The 24,301-nt window shown below is 64.0% G+C and carries 20 protein-coding genes; 9 read left to right on the forward strand and 11 right to left on the reverse strand.

Translation table 11 applies throughout. From position 1 onward, the window contains the following. Positions 1-3 precede the first annotated feature (3 nt). The 3 genes from NKJ11_RS21985 to NKJ11_RS21995 all read right to left on the reverse strand — a co-directional run bounded on the left by NKJ11_RS21985 (position 4) and on the right by NKJ11_RS21995 (position 4,625). On the reverse strand, positions 4-1,257 hold the full coding sequence (locus NKJ11_RS21985) for a sarcosine oxidase subunit beta (protein WP_352794264.1): 1,254 nt from the start codon (positions 1,255-1,257) through the stop codon (positions 4-6). A gap of 82 nt (positions 1,258-1,339) precedes the next feature. Further along, entirely contained in the window at positions 1,340-3,751 is a 2,412-nt protein-coding gene (locus tag NKJ11_RS21990; protein ID WP_352439776.1) for a GcvT family protein, read from the reverse strand. A gap of 214 nt (positions 3,752-3,965) precedes the next feature. Next, complete coding sequence (locus NKJ11_RS21995; RefSeq protein ID WP_164779967.1) at positions 3,966-4,625, reverse strand: TetR/AcrR family transcriptional regulator; 660 nt, start codon at positions 4,623-4,625, stop codon at positions 3,966-3,968. Positions 4,626-4,893: 268 nt separating this feature from the next. Between NKJ11_RS21995 and NKJ11_RS22000 the strand changes: the two genes are divergently transcribed. The 3 genes from NKJ11_RS22000 (at position 4,894) to NKJ11_RS22010 (ending at position 8,211) form a co-directional block, all read left to right on the forward strand. Beyond that, the gene (locus tag NKJ11_RS22000) at positions 4,894-6,333 is read left to right on the forward strand and encodes an aldehyde dehydrogenase family protein (protein ID WP_352794265.1); all 1,440 of its coding nucleotides are present in this window, start codon (positions 4,894-4,896) and stop codon (positions 6,331-6,333) included. A gap of 92 nt (positions 6,334-6,425) precedes the next feature. Further along, positions 6,426-7,001 (forward strand): DUF1349 domain-containing protein, encoded by a 576-nt coding sequence (locus tag NKJ11_RS22005; RefSeq protein WP_352794266.1) that lies wholly within the window; start codon positions 6,426-6,428, stop codon positions 6,999-7,001. 235 nt (positions 7,002-7,236) lie between these two features. Beyond that, positions 7,237-8,211: a hypothetical protein gene (locus tag NKJ11_RS22010; protein ID WP_352794267.1), complete on the forward strand. Its 975-nt coding sequence runs from the start codon at positions 7,237-7,239 to the stop codon at positions 8,209-8,211. 100 nt (positions 8,212-8,311) lie between these two features. Here NKJ11_RS22010 and NKJ11_RS22015 read toward each other — a convergent pair whose 3' ends face one another. The 5 genes from NKJ11_RS22015 to NKJ11_RS22035 all read right to left on the reverse strand — a co-directional run bounded on the left by NKJ11_RS22015 (position 8,312) and on the right by NKJ11_RS22035 (position 14,492). Further along, on the reverse strand, positions 8,312-9,487 hold the full coding sequence (locus NKJ11_RS22015; RefSeq protein WP_502905814.1) for a glycosyltransferase family 4 protein: 1,176 nt from the start codon (positions 9,485-9,487) through the stop codon (positions 8,312-8,314). A gap of 225 nt (positions 9,488-9,712) precedes the next feature. Beyond that, positions 9,713-11,245, reverse strand: coding sequence for a mercuric reductase (locus tag NKJ11_RS22020; protein ID WP_352794269.1), 1,533 nt, complete (start codon positions 11,243-11,245; stop codon positions 9,713-9,715). Beyond that, entirely contained in the window at positions 11,235-12,584 is a 1,350-nt protein-coding gene (locus tag NKJ11_RS22025; RefSeq protein WP_128302893.1) for a glucoamylase family protein, read from the reverse strand. Before NKJ11_RS22025 ends, NKJ11_RS22020 begins: the two co-directional genes overlap by 11 nt. Positions 12,585-12,795: 211 nt before the next feature. Further along, positions 12,796-13,548: an SDR family NAD(P)-dependent oxidoreductase gene (locus NKJ11_RS22030; RefSeq protein WP_352612464.1), complete on the reverse strand. Its 753-nt coding sequence runs from the start codon at positions 13,546-13,548 to the stop codon at positions 12,796-12,798. 134 nt (positions 13,549-13,682) lie between these two features. Then, positions 13,683-14,492 carry an IclR family transcriptional regulator gene (locus NKJ11_RS22035; protein WP_352439771.1) on the reverse strand — a complete coding sequence of 270 codons (810 nt, stop codon included), beginning with the start codon at positions 14,490-14,492 and terminating at the stop codon, positions 13,683-13,685. Between the two features lie 184 nt (positions 14,493-14,676). Here NKJ11_RS22035 and NKJ11_RS22040 point away from each other — a divergent pair, with 184 nt between their 5' ends. Genes NKJ11_RS22040 through NKJ11_RS22060 form a run of 5 tightly spaced genes read left to right on the forward strand, consistent with a single transcriptional unit; the run spans position 14,677 to position 19,951 of the window. Next, the gene (locus tag NKJ11_RS22040; RefSeq protein WP_352794270.1) at positions 14,677-15,690 is read left to right on the forward strand and encodes an ABC transporter permease; all 1,014 of its coding nucleotides are present in this window, start codon (positions 14,677-14,679) and stop codon (positions 15,688-15,690) included. Beyond that, positions 15,690-16,532, forward strand: a complete 843-nt coding sequence (locus tag NKJ11_RS22045) for an ABC transporter permease (protein WP_352794271.1) — start codon at positions 15,690-15,692, stop codon at positions 16,530-16,532. The genes NKJ11_RS22040 and NKJ11_RS22045 overlap by 1 nt, the downstream gene beginning before the upstream one ends. A gap of 3 nt (positions 16,533-16,535) precedes the next feature. Continuing rightward, on the forward strand, positions 16,536-17,612 hold the full coding sequence (locus NKJ11_RS22050) for an ABC transporter ATP-binding protein (RefSeq protein WP_352794272.1): 1,077 nt from the start codon (positions 16,536-16,538) through the stop codon (positions 17,610-17,612). Next, positions 17,609-18,640 carry an ABC transporter ATP-binding protein gene (locus NKJ11_RS22055; protein WP_352794273.1) on the forward strand — a complete coding sequence of 344 codons (1,032 nt, stop codon included), beginning with the start codon at positions 17,609-17,611 and terminating at the stop codon, positions 18,638-18,640. Before NKJ11_RS22050 ends, NKJ11_RS22055 begins: the two co-directional genes overlap by 4 nt. A 39-nt stretch (positions 18,641-18,679) precedes the next feature. Further along, entirely contained in the window at positions 18,680-19,951 is a 1,272-nt protein-coding gene (locus tag NKJ11_RS22060) for a CaiB/BaiF CoA transferase family protein (protein WP_352551173.1), read from the forward strand. Between the two features lie 170 nt (positions 19,952-20,121). Here NKJ11_RS22060 and NKJ11_RS22065 read toward each other — a convergent pair whose 3' ends face one another. Then, on the reverse strand, positions 20,122-20,760 hold the full coding sequence (locus NKJ11_RS22065) for a class II aldolase/adducin family protein (RefSeq protein ID WP_352794274.1): 639 nt from the start codon (positions 20,758-20,760) through the stop codon (positions 20,122-20,124). Beyond that, positions 20,760-22,136 carry a 3-oxo-tetronate kinase gene (otnK, locus tag NKJ11_RS22070; protein ID WP_352612472.1) on the reverse strand — a complete coding sequence of 459 codons (1,377 nt, stop codon included), beginning with the start codon at positions 22,134-22,136 and terminating at the stop codon, positions 20,760-20,762. The genes NKJ11_RS22065 and otnK overlap by 1 nt, the downstream gene beginning before the upstream one ends. A 131-nt stretch (positions 22,137-22,267) precedes the next feature. Here otnK and NKJ11_RS22075 point away from each other — a divergent pair, with 131 nt between their 5' ends. After that, entirely contained in the window at positions 22,268-23,005 is a 738-nt protein-coding gene (locus tag NKJ11_RS22075) for a GntR family transcriptional regulator (protein WP_127289852.1), read from the forward strand. A 33-nt stretch (positions 23,006-23,038) separates the two neighbouring features. Here the strand turns inward: NKJ11_RS22075 and NKJ11_RS22080 are convergent, their stop codons facing one another. After that, complete coding sequence (locus NKJ11_RS22080) at positions 23,039-24,268, reverse strand: aminotransferase class III-fold pyridoxal phosphate-dependent enzyme (RefSeq protein WP_352794275.1); 1,230 nt, start codon at positions 24,266-24,268, stop codon at positions 23,039-23,041. Positions 24,269-24,301 lie beyond the last annotated feature (33 nt).

Below are 24,301 nucleotides of genomic sequence, written 5' to 3' on the forward strand. Positions count from 1 at the left end.
CCTCTAATGCGCGATGCCGGAGCCGGCCGCTTCGTCGATCAGCCGCCCGCTGGCGAAGCGATCGAGGTCGAAGGGGCGGCTGATGTCGTTGTGCTTGCCGGTCGCCAGCAGGTTCGCAAGCAGCGTGCCGCCGGCGGGAATGGCCTTGAAGCCGCCCGTGCCCCAGCCGCAATTGAGGAACAGGCCGGGCAGCGGTGATTCGCCTATGATCGGCGAGGAGTCCGGCACGACATCGACGATCCCGGCCCATTGCCGCATCAGCTTGAGCTGGCCGAAGATCGGGAACATTTCCAAAAGACCGGCAATCACCTCCTCCAGCGTCGGCAGATTGCCGCGCTGCGCATAGGAAGGGATGCGGTCAAGGCCGCCGCCGATGACGATCTCGCCCTTGTCCGACTGGCTGACATAGACGCCGCAGCCGGGCGACAGCACCACCGTGTCGAGGATCGGCTTGACCGGCTCGGACACGCAGGCTTGCAGCGCATAGGAATTGATCGGCAGCCGGAAGCCGGCCTTTGCCGCCAGCACCGAAGAATGCCCGGCTACCGCCATGCCGATGCGGTCGGCACGGATCGCGCCACGCGAAGTCTGGACGCCGCGACAGCGGCCGCCTTCGATGATGAAATCAGTGATCTCGCAGTTCTGGATGATATCGACGCCGAGCCGGCTCGCCGCCCGCGCGTAGCCCCAGGCGACGGCGTCATGGCGCGCCGTGCCGGCCCTGCCTTGCCAGATGCCGCCGAACACCGGGAAGCGCGCGTCCGGCGAAAAATTGTAGATCGGCGCCACCCGGCGCACATCCTCGGGAGAAAACAATTCGGCATCGATGCCGTTGATCTGCATGGCGTTGACGGTGCGCGCGCCGATCTCCATCTCCGCGGTCGAGTGGCACAGATTGACCATGCCGCGCTGCGACAGCATGACATTGTAGTTCAGGTCCTTGCCCAGCCCTTCGTAAAGGCGGTGCGCCAGCCCGTAGAGCTCAACGCTTTCCGGGTAATAGTAGTTGGAGCGCACCACGGTGGTGTTGCGGCCGGTGTTGCCGCCGCCGATCCAGCCCTTTTCCAGCACAGCGACCCTGGTGATGTTGTGGTTCTTTGCCAGGTAATAGGCCGTCGCCAGCCCATGGCCGCCGCCGCCGATGACGATCGCGTCGTAGGCTGGCTTCGGCTCGGGCGAGCGCCAGGCCGGCTTCCAGCCGGTCTGGCCGGCCAGGCCCTCCTTGAACAGCGACAATGCGGAATAGCGTCTGGTCATGGCGTGCCGGACAGATCTGATTTTCTGAAGGGAACGTGGATCATTGCATGGTCTTTTGCACGGATGCCGCCGGTTCGATCGGTCATGCCCGCATCGCCTTGCCCAGTGGATCGTATGGCGACGAAGCGATGACGCGCGCACCTCTTTCGACGCCGACGATGTGGGTTGTCAACTGCGTATCGATCTCGGCCGCCTCGCGCTCGACCAGCGCCATGGCGAGGCTCTTGCCGACCGTATGGCCATAGCCGCCGGAGGTGACGAAGCCGGCAAGCCTGCCTCTGTTCCAGACCGGCTCGTAGCCACTGGCATCGGCATCCGCCGCGTCGATTTCGAGCGTCACCAGCGTGCGCCTCGATGAAGCCTTCTGCTCTTTCAGGGCCGCCTCCCGCCCGATGAAATCGCCCTTGTCGAAGGCGATCCAGCGGTCCATCCCGGTCTCATCAGGCGTATAGTCCTGCGTGAACTCGCGCGACCAGATGCCAAAGCTCTTTTCGAGGCGCAGCGAATTGACCGCGCCGAAGCCGTATTCGGTGACGCCCAGATCGCTGCCTGCGGCAAGCAGCGCACGGCGCAGGCCCGCGTGCTCATTGGCCTGGCAATGGATCTCGTAGCCGAGCTCGCCGATGACCGACAGCCGACCGACCTTGGCCCGCACCAGGCCGACATCCAATGTCTTGCAGGCGAGGAAGCCGAAAGCCTCGTGCGAGACATCCTGGTGTGTCAGCCGCTCGAGCAGCATTCGCGCATTCGGTCCGGCGAGCGAGAAACCAACAATGGCGTCCGAAATGTCGCGGACGGTGACGCCTTCGCTCATATGCTGCTCGAACCAGCGCATATGCCACTGGCGCAGATAGTAGGATCCCATGATCCACCAGGAGCCATCGCCCCAGTTGAAGACGGTGAGGTCGCCCTTGAGTTTGCCGTTTTCGCCCAGCATCGGCGCGAGCTTGGCGCGTCCCGGCCTGGGCAGCGCACAGGCAAGCAGCCGGTCCAGCCAAGCCTCGGCCCGCGGACCGGTGATCTCGTAGCGCGAGAAAGCTGATATATCGAGCAGGCCGACACCTTCGCGCACTTTGCGGCATTCCTGTGCGACAATGTCGAAGGCGTTGGAGCGCTTCAGCGTCGGTGTCTCGACGAAGCCTTGCGGCGCGAAATAGAGCGGCACTTCCATGCCCCATGAATTGCCCCAGCGCGCGCCGGCGGCATCCATCGCGTCATGCGCGCCGGCTGTCTTCAAGGGCCGTCCCGCCGGCAGCTGTTCGTTGGGATAGCTCATGACGAAGCGGCGCGAATAGAACTGCCCGGTGGTCTGCCTGATGTATTCGCGGTTGGAGGCGAAGTCGCCATAGCGGGCGATGTCCATGCCGTAGACGTCGGCTTCCGGCTCGCCATGGATCATCCATTCGGCCAGCGACTTGCCGACGCCGCCGCCTTGCAGGAAACCGGCCATGACGCCGCACGCCACCCAGTAATTGGGCACGCCGCGCACCGGGCCGACCAGCGGATTGCCGTCCGGTGAGAAGGTGAAGGCGCCGTTTACCCAGCGCTTGATGCCGGCTGTCTCCAGGCAGGGATAACGGCTGAAGCCGAGCGCCAGCTCGTCGGCGATGCGGTCGGTATTTTCCTGGATCAGTTCGATGCCGTAGTCCCAGGGCGCCCCGTCCATGTTCCAGTGTTTGTGGTTGACCTCATAGATCCCAAGCAGAAGGCCTTTCTGCTCCTGGCGCATGTAGGTGAAGCCTTCGAGATCGACGATCAGCGGCAATTCCATGTCCAGCGCCTGGATTTCGGGCAATGCCTCGGTGACGAGATAATGGTGTTCCATCGGCGATACCGGCAGGTCGATGCCGGCCATCCTGCCGACCTGCTTGGCCCACAGTCCGCCGGCATTGACGACGTGCTCGGCAATCACCGTGCCCTTCTCGGTGACCACGTCCCAACCGCCATCGGCGCGGCGGTTCAGTTCCAGCACCCGGTTGTGCTCGATGATGTCGGCGCCGCGCAGCCTGGCTGCCTTGGCATAGGCGTGCACGACGCCTGAGGGATCGATATGGCCCTCGCGCGCGGCAAAGAGGCCTCCCAGCATGCCGTCGGTGTTGAGGATCGGGCAGCGCTGCTTGATCTCATCGACACCGACCAGGTGGACATCGTCGATGCCCATGGTCTGGAAGATGCGGTAGGAGGCCTTGAGCCATTCCCAGCGCTCGGGCGCCGAGGCGACCGAGATGCCGCCGGTCATGTGCATGCCGATGCTCTGGCCCGATTCCTTCTCGACCTCGGAGAGCAGGTCGATCGTATAGGCCTGCAGGGCGGCGATGTTGGGATCGGCGTTCAGCGCATGGAATCCGCCGGCCGCATGCCAGCTCGATCCCGCTGTCAGTACCTCGCGTTCGATAAGCGCGACGTCGCTCCAGCCGAACTTCGCCAGGTGATAGAGCACCGAGGCTCCAACCACGCCGCCGCCGATGACGATCGCCCTGTATTGGGATTTCATCCTGTCGCACTCCACCCAGTCAGTGTGGCGTACCCTATCGGTATTGTACATATGTGTCCAGAGCTTGGCGGAGGACGGAATGAACGGTCCATGATGTCGCTTTGCGCCGATGCGGCAGAGGGGCGCCTCCGCTGCTATCGGCAGCAAACGTGCTTGCTATTTGGGCCGATGCGCGCCCGCGAAGTCGCCAGCCGCGGGGGCCGAACGGGCCGTACTATCGGTTGCGCGAAAGCGTTTTCTCGACATAGCGCGAGAAGTCTTCGACATCCTCCGCCGGAGGCTCCTGGCCGGTGAAGCTGCGCAGATAACCGGCGACGTGAGGCAGGCGGCTGCTCATCGGCTCGTTGAGCTCAAGCGAGTAATAGCCGATCTGCATGAAATACAGCACACGGGCTCGCACGAACGCGTCTTCTTCCTCATAGCCGTGGCGCATGAACATGTCGCGGATGGCGTTGACGCGCTCCTCGTCGGCCTCGTCGAGCGCGCGCCTGATGGCGGGCGAGCGGCGGGCCCAGGCCCTGATCGCGAAATCCAGCTGCGGATCGAACAGTTTTTCGTCCACCCAGCATTCGAAAATGCTCATCACCCCGCGGATCACGGTCGCGGAAGGCCGCCTGGCCCGTTCGACGATGAACCTGGTGTTGGTCTGCCGCCAGTAATCCAGCAATTGATCGAGCAGATCCTGTCGGCTCTTGAAATACCAGTAGAAGCTGGAACGCGACACATCGAGCTTCTGTCCAAGCGTCAGCACGCGGACGCGTTCGACACCGTCAGAGATCAACGTTTCAAGCGCAAGCTTCAGCCAGTCTTCGCGAGTGGCCTTGATATTGCCGGTGGCGCCGGCGCGCTGAATCGTCGTTTCGAGAGCTGCCATCGACACGACGCATGACACGCTGCCTCAGGCAAATCAAGGCTATGGACATTTGTGTACAGACCAAATCGGGCCCAAGCCGAACGATGCATCGTGGCTGTTGGCTGCATCGAGGCTCGATGGGGCATTGTCGTCGCCCGCCATCCGCGCGGCGCAAGCGGGGATTTTTGTCGCGGCTGCTGGTTCACTGTTTGCTTTCCCGCGAGGCAATTGTCTGGCAAATACCAGTTCAGACAGATGCCCGCGCGGCCAACAAGCAGGAACATACGATATGACGCTGTTTCGAAAGAACCTCATCGATGGCGAGTGGGTCGGCGACGCCGGTTCGCGCAACATCAACCCCTCGGATACCGGTGACATCGTCGGCGATTATGCCTCGGCGGGTGTCGAACAGGCCAAGCAGGCGATCGCCGCGGCCAAGGCAGCGTTCCCGGCTTGGTCCCGCTCCGGTCCGCTGGCGCGTCACGCGGTGCTGAAAAAGGCCTCCGACGAGATTTTGGCGCGCAAGGACGAGATTGGCCGCAACCTCGCGCGTGAGGAAGGCAAGACGCTGGCCGAAGGCATAGGCGAGACCATTCGCGCCGCCCAGATTTTCGATTTCTTTGCCGGCGAAACGTTGCGTTTGACCGGAGAGGTCGTGCCGAGCGTGCGGCCGGGCGTCGGCGTCGAGATGACGCGCGAGGCGGTCGGCGTGGTCGGCATCATCACGCCGTGGAATTTTCCGATCGCCATTCCGGCCTGGAAGATCGCTCCGGCGCTGACACACGGCAACACCGTCGTCTTCAAGCCGGCGGAGCTGGTTCCCGAGAGCGCCTGGACCATTGTCGACATCCTGCATCGCGCCGGCCTGCCAAAGGGCGTGCTCAATCTCGTCATGGGCAAGGGTTCGGTGGTCGGTCAGGCGATGCTCGACAGTCCCGACGTCAACGCCATCAGCTTCACCGGCTCGGTCGGTACCGGCAAGCGCGTTGCCGCGGCAAGCATCGAACACATGCGCAAGTTCCAGCTTGAAATGGGCGGCAAGAACCCACTGGTCGTGCTCGACGATGCCGATCTTGCGATCGCCGTCGATTGCGCGCTCAATGGCGCCTTCTTCTCGACCGGCCAGCGCTGCACCGCGTCGTCCAGGCTGATCGTGACCGAGGCCATCCATGACCGTTTCGTCGATGCCCTCAAGGATCGCATGAGCAAACTGGTCATCGGCGATGCGCTCGACGCGCAGACCCAGATCGGTCCTGTCGTCGACGCGACGCAGCTGAAGCAGGACGAGGACTATATCGCCATCGGCGTCAGGGAAGGTGCCACGCTCGCCTTCGGCGGCGAGCGGCTCGACCGCAAGACGCCAGGCTTCTATCTGCAGCCGGCATTGCTGACCGAGGCCACCAATGCGATGCGCAGTTCGCGCGACGAGATTTTCGGACCTGTCGCCAGCGTCATTCGCGTCAAGGACTATGACGAGGCGCTTTCCGTCGCCAACGACACGCCCTTCGGCTTGACCTCCGGCATCTGCACCTCGAGCCTCAAGCATGCCACGCACTTCAAGCGCAATTCGGAGGCCGGAATGGTGATGGTCAACCTGCCGACGGCGGGTGTCGATTTCCATGTTCCCTTCGGCGGCCGCAAGGGTTCGAGCTATGGGCCGCGCGAGCAGGGCCACTATGCGGCGGAGTTCTACACCACGGTGAAGACGGCCTATACGTTCGCAGGCTGATCGGCCGTCGACCGACCAGCCTGACTGATCGGTCACTGCCGACCATGCCGGCAACACCGCGATACACATCTGGATTGGAGCGGCGCGAAAGGATGACAGTGCAAGATCTGACCTGGCTTAACCCGCCGCCGCACCATTCTATCGACGGCGACAGCGTTCGTGTGCGCACCGGTAAGGAGACCGATTTCTGGCGCGAGACCTTCTACGGTTTCTGGCGCGACAACGGCCACTTCCTGCACCGGCCGGTCGAAGGCGATTTCAGCGCCGAAGTCACGGTCAAAGGCGACTACGAGGTCCTCTATGATCAGGCCGGGCTGATGGTCCGGCTCAGCGAAACGCACTGGATCAAGGCCGGTATCGAGTACACCGACGGCCTTGCCTATTTCTCCGTTGTCGTCACCAACGACACGTCAGACTGGTCGCTGGTCGCCATTCATGCCGATCCGAACGGCGTCAGGATCCGGTTGACCCGTCACGCCGAGGCGATCCGCGTCCAGTACCTCGATGCTTCCGACGGCCACTGGAAGCCTGTGCGGCTTGCCTATTTCCCGACCTCGAAGACGGTCGATATCGGCATGATGTGCTGTTCGCCGCAACGCGAGGGCTTTGAGGTAACGTTCTCCGATTTCTCCCTCGGTCCGCCGATATCGCGGGAATTGCACGATTGAGACGTGCGGTCTTGCGCTGAACCGCAAGCACTTCGACCTTTGCCGCGATCAAGTCTGTAGACCGCCGCGTGCCTCCGGCCGTGCCGGGAGTTGGTCGCGGCACTGCAGCCGGCGAGATCGTCAGCCAGTTGCGACCCCGCCAGACGGCTCGAAATTTTTGGCCCGGGTTCGGCTCAAGGCGAATATGCCAGGTAGGACGTTGCAACGCTATTGGGATCCGCGCTAGGAGTTGCCGATGGGCAGGTTTCGAAGGGCTGTCAAAAGAGCCGTCTATTCCAGGGCGCTAAGGTTTCTTGACGTTCCGCCCGTGCTGTGGTCGCAGGGCATCGGGCATTTCTGCGATTTCGCCGGGCCGCGCTGGTATCGCAATGCGCCAACTGCATCGACGCAGAGCGAGGCATTTTTCCGCCAACATTACAGCGGCGCGCATGGCATTGTCTGGCTGCGCCTGAGCACCTTGTCCAGGGATGCGCAAACCTGCGACCTCGACACGTTCGTCAGGATCGTGCTGCCGACGATCACGGCACCGTTCACGCTGCTGACGACCGACGGAGATGCTTCGGTGCCGTCGGATCTGGCGAAGGACACCGTCGACCAACTTCTCGCCAACCCTTTCCTGGTCTCCTGGTACAGCCAGAATTGTGACGGCACTCACCCCAGAGTGAAGCCTTTCCCGATCGGGCTCGATCTTCACACGCCTCGGTCTCTTGCCACGCCGGCAGGGCTTGTGAAGCAACTGGAAATCATACGCGCCCGGCAGGATCATGTGGACCGCCGCCCGCCCAGGCTGTTCTCTGATTTCAGCATCAGCAATGGCTCGAGGCAGCGCCGGGAACTGCTTGATGCCCTGGGCGGATGCCCGCACGTCGATTTCCTGACGAAACGGGTCTCGCAGCGCTCGATCTGGCAACTATACTCGCAATACCCGCTCGTGCTGTCCACCGAAGGCAATGGCCTGGACTGCCATAGGACATGGGAGCTGTTTTATCTCGGCTGCATCGTCGTCACCAGGACCTCGCCGCTCGACCCGCTCTACCAGGGCCTGCCTGTCATTATCGTCGACGACTGGCATGAGGTGAGGGACCCCGATGCGCCGAGACGCTGGATAGAGCAGGTCGCGCATCTGACCGACCGGGGCCGTGTTTGGGGACGCTTGCATCCGCAAACCTATCTCGGCCCCATTCGGCAAGAGCTTCAGCACGCATCCTGATAGGGCAGACCACGAAATTCCGGCTGGACGACGTGCGAAGCGGGGCTCCTGCAAGCGATGTGGAACGATGTGGCTCCTCCATATCTGGTGGAGGGACGGATCATGTGCCAGCCTCGTCCAGCCCCAGGCCGCCGCGGACAGCATTGCGGATGGCTTCTGGGCCGAACCTTGCCCAAACCGCTTGATGCGCGCGGATGCGCTGCCGTGCCCTGCGGTCGGCATCCAGGCAGAGTCCGACAGCCATTCCGGCAAGCCCTTCATCGGTATCCGACAGCAGCAGCTCCTCCCCGTCGACCAGATCCAGGCCCTCGGCCGCCAGAGGCGTGGCGATCACCGGCACGCCCCACGCCATCGCCTCCAAAATCTTGATGCGGGTGCCGCCGCCTGCCGCAAGCGGGATGATGGTGAGATGCGCTCTCGAAAGAAGCGGCGCCATGTCTTCGGGGTCTTCGACAAGCTCCACGCCCCGCAATCCTGCCAGCGCTTGCACGGCCGTTGTCGGGTTGCGCCCAGCGAGAATCAATGTCGCGGTCGGCAAGGCCAGTCGGATGCGCGTAAGTATGGGGCCGGCTAATCTCTGGACGGCGTCGACGTTTGGCGGATAGCCGAGATGGCCGACGAACAGGATCACCGGAAAGCTTTCGCCGGATCCGGGCTCGGCGGGCAGCGTTTCGGGGCTGTGCCCGGCGTGCGGAATTCCGTTTGGAACGACGTCGATCGGCAACTTATGCTGGGAAAGCGCCATCAACCGCTCTCGATCCTGGCTCGAGCAGACCCAGACCCGGTCGACAAGGGCAATCGCTTTTCTCTCGAGACGCCTGATGCCAAGGCTTGGCGTGATCGTCGCCACCGCAGGCCGCTTCACATCGACGTGCCGCAACTGCCCCGCCAAGTCGGACTCGACGTTGTGCATGTCGAGGATGAGATGTTTCGTCAGTGCCCGCAAAGGCCGCAGCAGCTTGAACAGGCCGATGCCCTCGATCAGCACCGTATCGGGGCGGAAGTCCCGAACCAGTGCCTCCAGCCGCGTCAAGGCGACGCGCGAGATGCGACGCTCCGCCCTTATGCGCCACCACCCGATCGAGGCGGAGCGGGCCTCTCCCTTGATCGACAAGGCTTCGGTGCGGATCGACGGATCGGTTGTTTCCGTCGCCTGCGGCAGCACAGACACCAGGCAGACCGGGCCGAATTGCGCAGCAGACTCAGCATTGCGGTAGTTCCGCAAATCCGCGCCGGAGATCGGCGGAAAGGCCGGATCGTGGGACACAACCAGCACACGTCGCCCGGCTTTCGCCGCGGAGACAGCGTCGAGCGGTTGTGCGTCCGCGGGTTTCAAAGCGGACGCTCTGGGCTTTGCGCCGGAGGCTTCATTCCAGACGACATGCGCGACGGCCCCAAAACCACAACAATCGGCTTCGACTTGTTCAGCCGAACGCCGCTTTCGTCAAGCGCCGCATCGTCGCTGAATGTCAGATGCACCAGTTGCGCGCCCTGCCGAATGTCACCATCGCCTGGACCACGCCAACCAGCGGCCCGCCAGATGCTTCCATGATGAGGTGAGCCTTGTCCGCCGATAGGCGTCACCGGCCATCTTGATGCCTTGCGCCTGCGTCGGGAATGGATGGATGACGTCGGCCAGCGCCCGCATTCCCATGTCCGATTTGATCGCCAGCGACACCGCATTGATCATCTCGCCGGCATGGCTGGCGACGACCGTGGCGCCCAGGATGCGGTCGGACCCCTCCCTGACGTGGATTTTGACAAAACCCTCCTCCTCGCCGTCCATCACCGCACGGGCGACATCGTGCATCAGCACTGTATAGGTCTTGACCGGGATGCCGTTCTGGCGCGCCTCCGCCGGATAGAGGCCGACATGGGCGATCTCCGGATCGGTATAGGTGCACCACGGAATGACCAGTTCGCTCAGTTTCCGGCGTCCGAGAAACAGGGCATTGCGCACGACCATGCGGGCTGTCGCCTCGGCGGTGTGGGTGAATTTGTAGGCGAGGCAGACATCGCCCGCCGCATAGATGCGCGGATTTGTGGTGCGGAGATAATCGTCCACCTTGATACCGTCGGCATCATATGCCACCCCGGCGTTTTCCAGGTCGAGGCCGTCGACATTGGGCGATCGGCCGATGCCGGTGATGATCTCGTCGACGGAAATCGTCGTCGTGACGTCGTCGCACACCAGGTCGGCGAGCTTCTTGCCGCCTTCCGTCCGCACCGCCACCACCTCGGTGTTGAGGCGAACTTCGACACCTTCGCGCGCCAGCGCGTCCGAAAGGATCTGGGCGGCATCGCGTTCCTCACCGGGCAGGAACATCGGTTCGCGCTGCGCCTGGATGACCTTCGCGCCCAGCAGGCAGAAGGCCTGCGCCGCCTCGCAACCGAGCGGGCCGCCGCCGATGACCAGAAGCCGCTTCGGACACTCCGTGAGATCGAACATGGTTTCGTTGCTGAGATAGCCGGTTTCGGCAAGGCCTGGAATCGTCGGCAGGCTCGCCCGCGCCCCCGTCGCGACCAGCGCCTTCCTGAAACGCAAGGTTTGTCCGGCGACCGTGACAGCGTCCCGTCCGGAAAACCGCGCTTCGCCGAAATAAAGGTCGATGCCTTCGGAAACCAGACTCGCTGCCGAATCGGCGCGGCTGATCCGCTGCCGGATCTGCCGCATCCGCGTCATGGCGCGCTGAAAGTTGACGTGAAGACGGTCCGGCATGTCGCCGCCGAAATTCTCGGCGTCGCGCATGTCGGCATAAAGCCTTGCGGTGCGGATGATCGACTTCGACGGGATGCAGCCGACATTGACGCAAGTTCCGCCGATCAGGTTGCGCTCGATGAGCGCGACCTTTGCGCCGAGGCCGGCCGCTTCGTAGGCGGCGGTCAGTCCAGCCGGTCCGGCACCGATGACGACGAGGTTGTAGGGACCGTCCGGCTGCGGGTTCTTCCGGTGCGGCGGATGGGCGCCCTTGATCAGCTCAATGTCGTTGTGATCGACAGGAAAGGCGGCAGCCCTGGTCCGGTCACGCGACATCGCCGCCACCCGACGCCGGGCTTGCCGGCTGAGACAGCCAGCCGCCATTGAATCCGGCCTTGCGCAAGCCGTTGCGGATGTGTTGATTTGACCGCATCAGTCTCCAGATCAACCCTGACCGATGGTTCTCGATCATCATCACCACGATGCCTTGATCCAGCCCATAGTGGCCTTCCGACACCCAGCCGTGCCTCCCGAATTTACGTCGGTTCGCCAATGTCGGATTGAAACCGCTCGGCAGTCGGAAATTGTCGATCACCTCGGGGTAGCGATCACCGAGATGGCGCAACGCCGCCAGGCAGATCTCCGGGGCGAAAGGCAGTGATGCCGGATAGGACCAAGGCGCGATCGTCCCGTCATCGGGACCGAACGGCGCGCCGCGCGCGGCATAGCCGGAAAACCGCCGGCGCTGTCGCTCCACGCTGGTGCGAAAACCGCCTGGCCCGTCGCCCGCCGAAAGACCCCAAAGGTTCTCGTCGTAGCCGCCATAGCCGTAAGGGTTGTGGCGTGCATAGTCGCGATGCAGATAGGTCGAGCGGCGGCTGTTTTCGAAATAGTCCGAGTTCTTCTCGCGCATGAAGGCGTCGCGGATGCCGGCGAAATCGATCCAGGCATGCGAGAACTGGTGCATGAACAGCGGACCGCCATACAGCACGTCGTAGCCGTAAATGTTCTCCCACTGATAGGTCGCCGTCCAGCCCTCGTAGCTGTTGTCCGAAGTCGGGCTGTCGGGCGAGGCCATCGACAGGACGTAGAGGATCGTGGCTTCGTTGTAGCCCTCCCAGCCATAGTGGAGAAAGCCGCTCCTCGGCTTCCAGCCTTGTCGCAAGGTCGGGCTTGAGCCTTGTGCCCACCGCCAGTCGACGCGCCGGTAGAGCGCCTCGGCCAGTTGGCGGATTTCGGCTTCCTCGTCATCATCACCGGAGAAATAGGCGCCCGCCACCAGCATGCCCGATATCAGCAATGCCGTATCCACCATCGACAGTTCGCAGCGCCAGACGCGCAGGCCGGTCCGCATGTCGAGGAAATGGTAGTAGAAACCCTTGTGGCCGGTGACCTCCTCGCCATTGCCTTGCGAGCCGGCCGAGAAGAAACGCAACGCGGCCAGCGTCAGCTTCGCGGCGGCATCGCGCGCCATCCAGCCGCGCTCGACGCCGACCGGATAGCTGGACAGCGCGAAGCCGACGACAGCGATGCTGGCCGGCGAATTCGGCCGCGAGGTGTCGGCGACCAATCCGTTTTCGGGGTTCACGTTCTCGAGGAAATAGTCGAAGGCGGCGCGCTGATAGCGGTCCAGAAGCTCGTCGTCGGACAGCGCGCCAGGCTCGGCCCTAAGCAAAGGAAGCAAGCTCCCGCCGGATGGCTGCAGCGTCCGTCAACCGCCAACCAGTTGCCCCGCGCCGGCAGGTCATCACGCATGCTGAACTGTCATGCCGCGTCATAGCTTTCCCGCATAGCTTTGTTGCGTCAACGTCGATTCGACGTCTGGACTATACGCCCCTACGCTCCAGTTCGTTGCGTCGTCACGCGGAATTGAGATGCGTCCTGCCTCAGTAGGTGGCGCGGCCGCCGGAAACGTCGAACACGGCGGCGGTCGTGAACGAACACTCTTCCGAGGCGATCCAGCAGATCAGCGCCGCCACCTCGTCGACCTCGCCGAAGCGCGCCATCGGTATCTTGGACAGCATGAAGTCGATGTGCTCCTGGCTCATCTGCCTGAAGATCGCGGTGCGCACGGCCGCCGGTGTGACGCAATTGACCGTCACCTTGGTCTTGGCCAACTCCTTACCGAGCGACTTGGTCAGGCCGATCACCGCGGCCTTCGAGGTGCTGTAGGCCGAAGCGTTGGGATTGCCTTCCTTGCCGGCGATCGAAGCGATGTTGACGATGCGGCCATAGTTGCGCTCGAGCATGTGCGGGACAAGCGCCTTGTTGCAATAGAAGACGCCATTGATGTTGATGTCGATGACCTTCTGCCAATCTTCGACCGAGTAATTCCAGGTCGTCATGTTGGGTCCGGTGATCGCCGCACTGGTGACCAGGATGTCGACACCACCAAGCGCTTCGATCGCCGACTGCTTGGCGCGTTCCACACCGGCCGCATTGGCGACGTCGATGGCAACACCGTGGAGGCCGGGAAGGGTAGCCTTGGCCTGTTCGATCTGAGCCGGATCGCGATCCCAGACTGAAACCCGTCCGCCCTCTTCGACAATCCTCTGAGCCACTGCCAGACCGATGCCCGATGCGCCGCCGGTGATCACCGCCGCTCGACCGCTGAACCGTCCTGCAAAATTCATCGGCATTTGATTCTCCCCCCGTCACCTGAACCCGATGGACGCCAACCACGCGCGACCGCCATACCATCGACGGCGACTGTGCGGTCACCATCAGGCAAGTTCAAGCCGGCATGCGAGGCCGATCGTCTGGGCCAATCCCGTTACCCGGCATGTCCCTCGAGCTCTCTGCCCAGCGCCTTCACCATCGCCACCAGCGCCGGTCCGATCTCGGCATGCGCGCGCTCTTCCGTGATGATCTCGCCGATGCCGCCGCAGGTGATGGCAACCAGCGGCGAGCCGTCACTCGGACGGAACGGCACGCCGACTGCATGGATGTAGCTGTGCCAGGCGCCGAACGACGTCACATAGCCCTTGTCGGCATACTGGGCGATCGCATCGTCGATCGCCGCCGCGATCATCGCCGCCCTGTCCGGCTCGGCCTCCTGCAAAGCCCCCACAAGGCTGGCACGCTCCTCGGATGAAAGTGCCGCCGCATAGGCCAGCCCCATCGATGTCTTCCAGATCGGCAGATAGGAGCCCGGGTTGAGGCGCAGCGTGACAAGGCTCTCCGACCGGCAGTTGGCGAGATAGACCATGTTGAGGCTGTCGCGGGTGCCGAGCGCCACCGCCGCCCCCGTCAAATCGGCCAGCGGCTGCATCAGCGGCCGGGCGACGTGGACAACCGCACTGGAACTCAGTGCCGAATAACCCAGCGCCACGGTGGCTGGTCCCAGGCTGTAGCGGCCAAGGTCCTTGTCGTAGAGGAGATAGCCGAGCGCGCTTAGCGTATAGGTGATGCGGGAAACCGTGGCCTTGGGCAGGCCGGTGCGGGCAATGATGTCCTGATTGCCGAGTGAGGCATCGCCCGGGCGGAAAGCGCGCAGGATGCCGAGCCCGCGCACCAGCGACGACGAAAGCTGCGCGCCTTCGACTTCAAGCTCCGTCTCGTCCCTGGTGGCTCGCTTGCGCACGCTGAGGTCTTTCTGGCGTCGTCGTCCGCCTGTCGGGCCGGTGTCGCCGGCGCTGTCTCAAAAGTGAAATTAAATTCCATTTATATTGACAGGCGCTTTCACCCACTGTCAATATGCTTCCCTTGATGGCATCTCCAAGCGCCTTGTGCCATCTTACGAAGCCCCTCCTTGTGAAGGTAGCCACGTGTCTCGCTATATTTTGCGCCGGCTTATCGCCATGCCGTTTCTGGTGCTCGGCATCGTCACCATTGCCTTCCTGATCACCACGGTGACCAAGGGCGATCCGCTGACCGCGATTGTCGCCGAACAGCAGATGAGCAACCCCGAAGTGGTGGCCGCCGCCAAGGCGCGCTGGGGTCTCGATCGTCCTTTGCCGGAACGCTATATGATATATCTCAGTAATCTGCTGAGCGGCGATCTTGGCACCTCGTTCATCACCAAGCGCAATGTCGGCACCGACATTCTCTACCGCTTGCCGGCAACGCTCGAACTGGTTTTCGCTGCGATGATCTTCGGCACCACGCTCGGCATCGTGCTTGGTGTGCTGGCTGCCTATTTCCGCAACAGCCTGATTGACCATGGCGCGCGGCTGTTCGCCTTGTTCGGCTCTTCGCTGCCGGTGTTCTGGTCGGGGCTCGGCCTGTTGTTCATCTTCTCCGTCATGCTGAACTGGCTGCCGGGGCCGGGCAGGGTCGATGCCCGCCTGGCATTGCCGCCCGGCATCACCGGCTTCCTGACCATCGATTCGCTTCTGGCTGGCGACTGGACAGTCTTCAGGGACGCGCTCTGGCATCTGCTTCTGCCGGCCTTCGTGCTCGGCTGGACGGTTTCCGGCACCATATCGCGGCTGGTGCGCGCCAACATGCTGGATGTGATGAGCCGCGAGTTCGTGCTCACCGCGCGCGCCAAGGGGGCCAGCGAATTCCGCGTCGTCATTGTCCACGCATTGCGCAACACCATGGTGCCGACCTTGACCGTCATCGGCTATTCCTTCGCCTATCTGATCACCGGCGCCGTGCTGACCGAAACCATCTTCTCCTGGCCGGGCATGGGCTCCTATGCCGTCGAGGCGGCACGCGCGCTCGACTTCCCGGCAATCATCGGCGTCACCATCGTCGGCGGCCTCGCCTTCCTGGTCACCAATCTCATCACCGACATACTCTATGTCGTGGCCAATCCGCGGGTGAGATTAAGCTGATGTCGACGGTCGTCACCAAATCCCGCTCCGCCGCCATTCCCGAATGGCTGACCGCGCCTTTGGTCATCGGCACGATCGTCATCCTGTTTTGGCTGTTCATGACCGTGTTCGCCAATCTGGTCGTGCAGTTCGATCCGCTCGAAATGGTGGCGCGCCGGCTGCAGCCGCCGAGCTGGGCGCACTGGCTGGGCACCGACGCACTCGGGCGCGATGTGCTGGCCCGCACTCTGCACGGGGCCGCGCATTCGCTGCCTATCGCGGTACTGGTCGTCGTCTCCGCTGTGATCATCGGCTCGCTGCTCGGCGCCATTTCCGGCTTCGTCGGCGGCCTGACCGGCGCGGCGATTATGCGGCTTGTCGACGTCACTCTGTCCTTTCCGCCGATGCTGCTGGCCATGGCCGTCGCGGCGTCGCTCGGCCCCGGCCTCGGCAATGCCGCCATCGCCATGGTGCTGGTCTGGTGGCCGGTCTACGCCCGGCTGATGCGGGCGCAGGTGCTGGAGGTGAAGGAGCGCGAGCATGTCGAGGCGGCGATCGCTGCCGGCGCCAGGCCTCGACGCGTGCTGTTCACGCACATATTGCCGCTTTGCTGGACCCCGGTGCTGATCAGCGCGACCATGGATCTCGGCCAGGTCGTGCTGCTTGCCGCGTCGCTCAGCTTCATCGGGCTCGGCGCCACGCCGCCGACGCCTGAATGGGGGTCGATGATCTCCGATGGCGCCGTCCATTTCTACCAATGGTGGATCGCCTTCGGTCCCGGCGTCGCCATCCTCACCATCGTGCTCGGCTTCAACTTCATCGGCGACGGCTTGCGCGACATTCTCGATCCAAGGTCGGATTAAGCGATGAGCGCACAGATATCTTCAGCGCCACCGGGCGCAGTCGACAAGGCAGCCGAACGCGAGCCGCTTCTGTCCATACGCGGCCTGCGGGTAGGCTTCCGACGGGCGGGCGATCAGTTCGAAGCGGTGCGCGGCATCGACCTCGACGTCGCCAAGGGCGAAGTGGTCGGCATTGTCGGGGAGTCCGGCTCGGGCAAGTCCGTTGGCATGCTCGCCGCGCTCGGCCTGACGTCGAAGAATGCGGTGGTCACCGGTTCGGTCCGCTTCAACGGCGACGAACTGGTGGGCAAATCGTCACGCGAAATGCGCAAGATCAGGGGCGCGCGGATAGCCATGATTTTTCAGGACCCGCTGTCCTCGCTAAACCCGGTGATGACTGTCGGCGCCCAGATCGCCGAGGCGGTCAGGCTGCATCAGCGCGTCACCCGCAAACAGGCTATGGCGCGCGCGGTGGAATTGCTCAATCTGGTGGCGATCCCGCAGCCGGAGCGCCGGGTGAACCAGTATCCGCATGAATTCTCCGGCGGCATGCGCCAGCGCGCGGTCATAGCCATGGCCGTCGCCAACGATCCCGATTTGCTAATCGCCGACGAACCGACCACGGCGCTCGATGTCACGGTGCAGGCGCAGATCCTGTCGGTGCTGCGTTCGCTGCAGGAGCGGCTCGGCCTTGGCCTGGTGCTGATTACCCATGATCTCGGCGTCGTCGCCGGTCATGCCGACCGCGTCGCGGTCGTCTATTCCGGCCGCGTCGTCGAACAGGCTGGCGTGTCCGAGCTGTTCGCCGACCCGCGCCATCCCTACACGCGCGGCCTCATTGCCTCGATCCCCAACCTCGAGGAAAGCCGCGAGCGGCTGTTCTCGATCGACGGTTCGCCGCCCGCACTTGGCCGCTTGCCGGGCGGCTGCGCCTTCCATCCGCGCTGCATCTATGCCGAGGCACGCTGCCGGACCGAGGATCCGCCTTTGCACGATATTGGCGGCCGGTTCTCGGCCTGCCATTTCGCGACGACCTTGCCGCCCTTCCACAGCGCTGCGCTGGTGGCGGCCAGCCTGGACAATGGAAGCGTGAGCCCATGAGCGCAGCGGAGCAAATTCAAGTCGAAACCAAGCCGGCGGCAGCGCTTTCGGTACGCCATCTCGTCAAGGACTTTCCGGTTCGCGGCGGCCTCGTCTTCGACCGTGCCGTTGCCCATGTCCGTGCGGTCGCTGATGTCTCGTTCGACGTAGCCCCCGGCGAAACGCTGGGCCTCGTCGGTGAATCCGGTTGCGGCAAGTCGACCCTCGGGCGCTGCCTGATGCGGCTGATCGAGCCGACCAGCGGCGAAAGCTGGTTCCGGGGCCAGAACCTGCTCGCGCTCAATCACGAAGACATGCGCCTGATGCGGCGCTACATCCAGCTGGTCTTCCAGGATCCGTACGGGTCGCTGCATCCGCGCATGCGCATCGCCGACAACATCGCCGAGCCGCTGCGCATGAGCGACATGTCGGCGGCCGACCGCCGCGCGCGCGTCGCCGAACTGCTCGAACTCGTCCGGCTCAATCCCGATCACGGCAAGCGCTATCCGCACGAGCTGTCCGGCGGCCAGCGCCAGCGTGTGGTCATCGCCCGCGCGCTGGCCCTCAACCCGCAAGTGGTGATCCTCGACGAACCGGTTTCGGCGCTCGACGTTTCGGTGCAGGCTGGCGTGCTCAATTTGCTTAGGGATATTCAGCAATCCTTCGGCACCTCCTATCTGTTCATCGCCCATGATCTGTCCGTCGTGCGCCACATCTCGCACCAGGCCGCGGTGATGTATCTCGGCAAGATCGTCGAGATCGCGCCCGCGGCCGAGCTCTATTCCAGTGCGCTGCATCCCTACACGCAGGCGCTGCTGTCGGCGGTGCCGCTCGCCAATCCCGAGAAGGAGCGCAGGCGCGAGCGCATCGTGCTGACCGGTGACGTGCCGAGCCCGCTCAACCCGCCGTCAGGCTGCCGCTTCCGCACGCGCTGCTTCAAGGCGCAGGCGATCTGCGCTGCCGTCGAACCGCCGCTCGATCCGCCTGGCGGTTCGCATCGGGTCGCCTGTCATTTCCCGGAGCCGGTCAACACTTTAAAGGCTGTCTGACCGGTCCTCACGATTGCTGTACCCACGAAGGATATTATCGTGACTGAAGCCCAAACTGACGATGCCAGCACGGCGGGCCGTGGGCGCCTGCCGCTCGAAGGCATCAAGGTTCTCGATCTTTCGCGCGTGCTGGCCGGTCCGTGGGCGACGATGAGCTTGGCCGATCTCGGCGCCGAAGTCTGGAAGATCGAGAACATCGACGGCGGCGATGACACCAGGGCGTGGTCGGTGCCGAGCTACAAGGGTGTCTCGACCTACTATCTCTGCGCCAATCGCGGCAAGCAGAGCATCGCGCTCGACATGAAGAGCCCGCAGGGGCTGGCCATCGTGCGCGAGCTGGCGGCGAAGGCCGACATCGTCGTCGAGAATTTCCGCTCCGGCACCGCCGATCGCCTTGGCGTTGGTTTCAAGGAGCTCAGTGCCTCAAACCCACGGCTGATCTATTGCTCGATCTCCGGTTACGGCCAGACCGGCCCCGATGCCGGACGGCCCGGCTATGATTTCGTCATGCAGGCCGAAAGCGGCCTGATGGCCATCACTGGCGAGAGCAATGGCGAGCCGATGCGTGTCGGCGTCGCCATCACCGACATCGTCTGCGGCATGGTCGCCACGCAGTCGATCCTGGCAGCGCTTTTCGAGCGAACGACGACCGGCAAGGGGCAGTTCCTCGACCTGTCGCTGATCGACTGCGCGCTCAGCCTGCTGATCAATGTCGGCAGCGGTTATCTCAACACCGGCCGAGAGGTCGCCCGATACGGCAATGCCCATCCGACGGTCGTTCCCTATCAGATATTCGAAGCCTCCGATGGCAGCTTTGCGCTGGCGGTCGGCAATGACCGCCAGTTCGCGGCGCTGTGCGAGAAGGTCGTTGATCTGCCACATCTGGCTGGGGATGCGCGCTTCATCAAGGCAGGGGCGCGCGCCACCAACCGCGAGGCGCTGATCCCGCACCTCACCGCCGTCTTCAAGACCAAGCCGCGTGATCACTGGATGTCGGCCTGTGCCGCCGCCAGCGTGCCGGCCGGCACGGTAAAATCGATACCGGAAGTCTTCGATAGTCCCAATGTGCGCGAACGTGGCCTCGTTCAGACCTTGCCGCATCCGCATCTCGGTTCCGTCGCCATGGTGCGCCCGGCGCAGGGACTTGCCGCGCAGTTGACCGCCGACTTCACCGCGCCACCGATGCTGGGCCAGGACACAGCTGCCGTGCTGGCCGACGTGCTCGGCTACAGCGCCGAGACCATCTACCAGTTGGTCGGCACTGGGGCTGTCAGCGTCTATGCGCCTGCCGCCGAACCGATCCCCGCCTGATCTTTCACGGAGCGTGACAGCCCTCGTCGCATTTGTGGGGTCGACTGAGTGGTTCTCTACTTCAAGAGCGCGAAGAGCCGTTCCTTGTTTTGGCGCTATTCCCAAGGGAAAGCGCTATGCGGTTTTCCCGGGAAAACCGCTTCACACTTTTCCTGGAATTGCTCGGCCGGTTATTTCTGCTGGCCGTAGCTCTTGTAGCGCCCGCGAATGGCGGCGAGTTCGCTGCCCTCGATGAGCACCGGCGTGCCGGCGCTGCGCGCCAGCAGATATTGCCGCGCCAAGGTTTCGAGCTTGATGGTGCGGATGAGCGCTATGTCGAGATCGCCGCCGAAAGCGATCATGCCATGATTGGCGAGCAGGCAGGCCGACCTGTCCTTGAGCGCGACGACGGCAACCTTGGCCAGGTCGCTTGACGCGAACAGCGCATAGTCCGAACAGCGCACATCATCGCCACCGAAACCCGCGACCATGTAATGGAACAGCGGCAGTCCCTCGCGCAGGCACGATAGCGCCACGCAATGGTCGGGATGGGCATGGACGACGGCGCCGGCCTCGGGAAAGGCCTTGTAGATCTCGGCGTGCATTTCCCATTCGCTCGATGGCCTGAACGCACCGTCCCAGGCTCCATCGAGCTGCATCGCCACCATCTGCTCCGGCCGCGAGGCGCTCGTGGCTATTCCCGTCGGCGTGATCAGCATGCCGGCTGTCGTGCGCACGCTGATGTTTCCGGTGGTGCCGACATTCATCCCACTAGCGTCCAGCGTCTGCGTCGCGGTGATCAGGCTGGCGCGTGCAGTCTCGGTATCCATCACGATGCCTTTCCTGTGGTTGGCCGCATGACAGGTTTTGCCGGTGGCCATATATCGATCGCCGGCGCGACGGTGGTCGCCCGTGTCATGTCTTGCAGGACGTCGGCGAAAATATCCGGGCCGCCGAGCTTTCCCGATTTCAGCATCAGCGCCAGCGGATCGGATGGCAGGTCGGGGAGGTGGGCGATGGCGCGCGACAGTCCCGGGCCCTCATAGGCGCCCATGGCGATCCGGTCGATGCCGAGCGCCTTGACCACCGAACCGGCTGTCTCGCCGCCGGCGACGACGAGCCGGCGGACGCCGAGTTCACGCACCAGAATCTGTGCAATCCCGGCCAGGATCTCTTCCGCCCTTGCTGCCACCACATCGCGGCCGTGCGCCTGCTGCAGCGCTTCGACCGTCGCTTGCGGCGCTGTCGTGGCAATGGCGATCATCGTGCCGGGCAAATGCCGCTGGGCGAAGGCACGCGCTTCGGCCATGACATCGGCGCCGGCGAAGGCGCTGGCAAGATCGATCGTCAGCATTGGATTGTTCTGCGCAAAACGCTCGAGCTGTTCGATGGTGCGATCGGCGACGCTGCCGGCCAGCACCGCCGCTGGGCCGTTTACGGCCGGCAGGCTGGCGGCAACGAGGTCGCCTGAATTCACCAGCCCATGCGCCAGCCAGGCCGGCGGCAGATGCGCCGCGACCGAGGAATTGCCGGTCATCAGCGGCAGGTCGAAGGCGGCTTCCGCGATCGCCGCCAGGTCGCGCTCGCGGACCGTGTCGGTGACCAGCAGCGTCTCGCCGCGCGCACTGTGCTCTCGTATGGCGTTGCGGATCGCCACGGCGCCCGCATCGACAATGAGATAGGGCACCAGCCCTGCCTTGCCCTTGCTCTGCGTCTGCAGCACGCGAACCAGATTGGAATCGGTCATCGGCGTCAGCGGATCGAATCGCTTGGGCGACTCTGCCAGCAACTGGACGCCACCGAACATATGCCCTTGATAAACGGTGCGGCCGGTTTCGCAGAGCGCCGGGGTGAACAGCGTGACGCCGCCGCCAAGCCGCTCGAGCAGCGCCTCGGCGCAAGGGCCGATATTGCCGGCGGGCGTGGAATCGAAGGTAGCGCAGTATTTGAAGAAGATCTGCCGCGCGCCCGCTGCAACCAGCCGGTCCGCGGCCTCCAGCACCTGGCGCACCGCATCGCTGGCCGCGATGACGCGGGTCTTCAGCAGGATCACGTGGGCAAGATTGCCTGATGGGATCGGCGCACTCAGTCCGACCGTGCATCCTGTTGGAATGCCGCGCGCGACCAGCATCGACGCCAGCTCGGTGCCGCCGGTCAGATCGTCGGCAATGGCGCCGAACAGCAGGGAAGGCATCGACCTGGTCATGCTACCCGTCTCATGTCTGCCGGTTTCGGGGCGGCTTGTCTCATGTCGGTGGTCAGGCCATTCGTGGTATCATATACACAGCCCACGCGACGCAGGCGCCGCCTGCGCGACTGCAAGAACGGAGAGCGGATGTGACTGCTTCTATCGCGCCGATCGCGCGCGACAATCTGACGACGCGTGTCTACGAGGAGCTTCGCCGCGCCATGATGGAAGGCCGTTTCTGGCCGGGCCATCGCTTCAAGATCCGCGACCTCGCCGCCAGCCTTCAGGTGTCTGAGACACCAGTGCGCGAGGCGCTGATGCAGCTGGTGCGCGAAAAAGGCCTGGAGATGGAGGCGGGCCGTTCGATCACCGTCGCCCAGTTGTCGCTGGCCCAGTATCTGGAACTGCGGAGCATCCGGCTGCATCTCGAAGGCATGGCGGGTGCCGCGGCAACGACGCGCATCGAGCCGCGCGAGATCGACCGTCTGGCCGCGGTGCATGACAAGCTGATTGCCAACGAGGACAATGGCCGCTGGTTCGAAGCCGTCCGCGACAATTGGGAATTCCATCACTCGATCTACCAGGCGGCGCAAATGCCGGAGTTGCTGGCCATCATCGAGGGCATCTGGCTGCGCAACGGACCGCTGGTGAACTATCAATACCCGCACGCGAGGCCGACCTATGACGGCCGCCACCGGCATCTCGATATTCTCGACGCGCTGCGCGCCCGTGACGAGAACGGCGTGCGCAAGGGCATTCAGCAGGACATGATCGAAGGCGGCCGCCTGTTGGTCAAGGTGCTCGAGCGGCTGAACGACGGTGCGGTCACGCCCGAGGAACTGCGCCGCGCGGCGCAGAACGGCCGACTGGTGTCGGCCGCCGGTTGAACGAACTTTTTCTCCGAACCGCATCGGCGCCGGTCACGCCACCTGCGCCGCGGCAGCCATGCCCGCATCGGCAGCCTGCAGGGCGAGATCTATGTCTTTTGCGGTGTGCGCGGCGCTCAGGAACATGTTGTGCCGGGGATGGAAATAGGCGCCTTCGCGCAAGGCGGCCGAGCAGAAGGCATTGGCCAGCTTGAACTCGGCATCGTCGTCGAACAGCACCATCGGCATCGACACCGGACCGGTCTGGCGCAACGACAGGCCATGCTTCTTCGCTGCCGCGTCGAGGCCTGAGCGCAGCCTGTCGCCGGCTTCGGTCATGCGGGCAATGGCGTCGGTATCGCGCAGCGTGCTGATGGTGGCGATCGCGGCGGCCATGGCGACGGCGCCGTACCAGAACGAACCCGTCACATAGATCTTGGTCGCGGCCTCGCGAAACCGGTCGGTGCCGGTGATGGCGGCCAGCGGATAACCATTGGCGATAGCCTTCGAGAAGGCGGAAAGGTCCGGCCGTACGCCGAGCGGCTCCCAGCTGCCGGCGAGGTCGATGCGGAAGCCGGCCCTGACATCGTCGACGATCAGTGCCGCGTCGGCGGCGGTAGTCAGTTCGCGCGCCCGTCTGGCGAAGGCGGCTGTCGGCAATTCCTGATCTCGGGCGATGTCGTGGCGGAAAGCTGTGACGATGACGGCGGCAAGATCGCTGCCGGCCTGCTCGACGGCTGCCTCAAGGCCGGCAACGTCATTGTAGTCGAAATGGATGAGATGGGCGCGGTCCTCGGCGGTGACGCCGGCGAGCGAAGGCGTGCACCACGGCACGGCGCCGTGATAGGAGCCGCGCGCGACCAGCACCTTGCGCCGGCCGGTGCCGGCACGCGCGATTGTCACGCAGGCCGTGGTGGCGTCGGTGCCGTTCTTCTGCAGCATTGCCCAGTCGGCATGCGCGACGGTCTTGACCAGCAACTCCGCCAGCTCGACCAGAACTTCACCCGGGCCGTTCATCGCATCGCCCAGGCGACGTTGCTTCTCGGCTGCCTGTTCGACGGCCTGGTGATGGTGGCCGAGGATGTTGGGCCCCCAACTGCACATCAGGTCGATGTATTCGCGCCCATCGACGTCCCAGACCCGGCAGCCGTCGGCGCGCTCGAAGAACTGCGGATAGGCGGAGCCGAGATAGCGCGTCGCCATGTGTCCCCACATGCCGCCCGGAATGACCGAGGCCGCACGCTCGCGCAGCAACTGGTCCTTGGAGTTGATCAGGGAAGGCATAGCGAGGTCTCCGTACATTGATATATCATATAT

The sequence above is a fragment of the Mesorhizobium sp. M0243 genome, assembly GCF_040321775.1.
Taxonomy (GTDB): Bacteria; Pseudomonadota; Alphaproteobacteria; order Rhizobiales; family Rhizobiaceae; genus Mesorhizobium.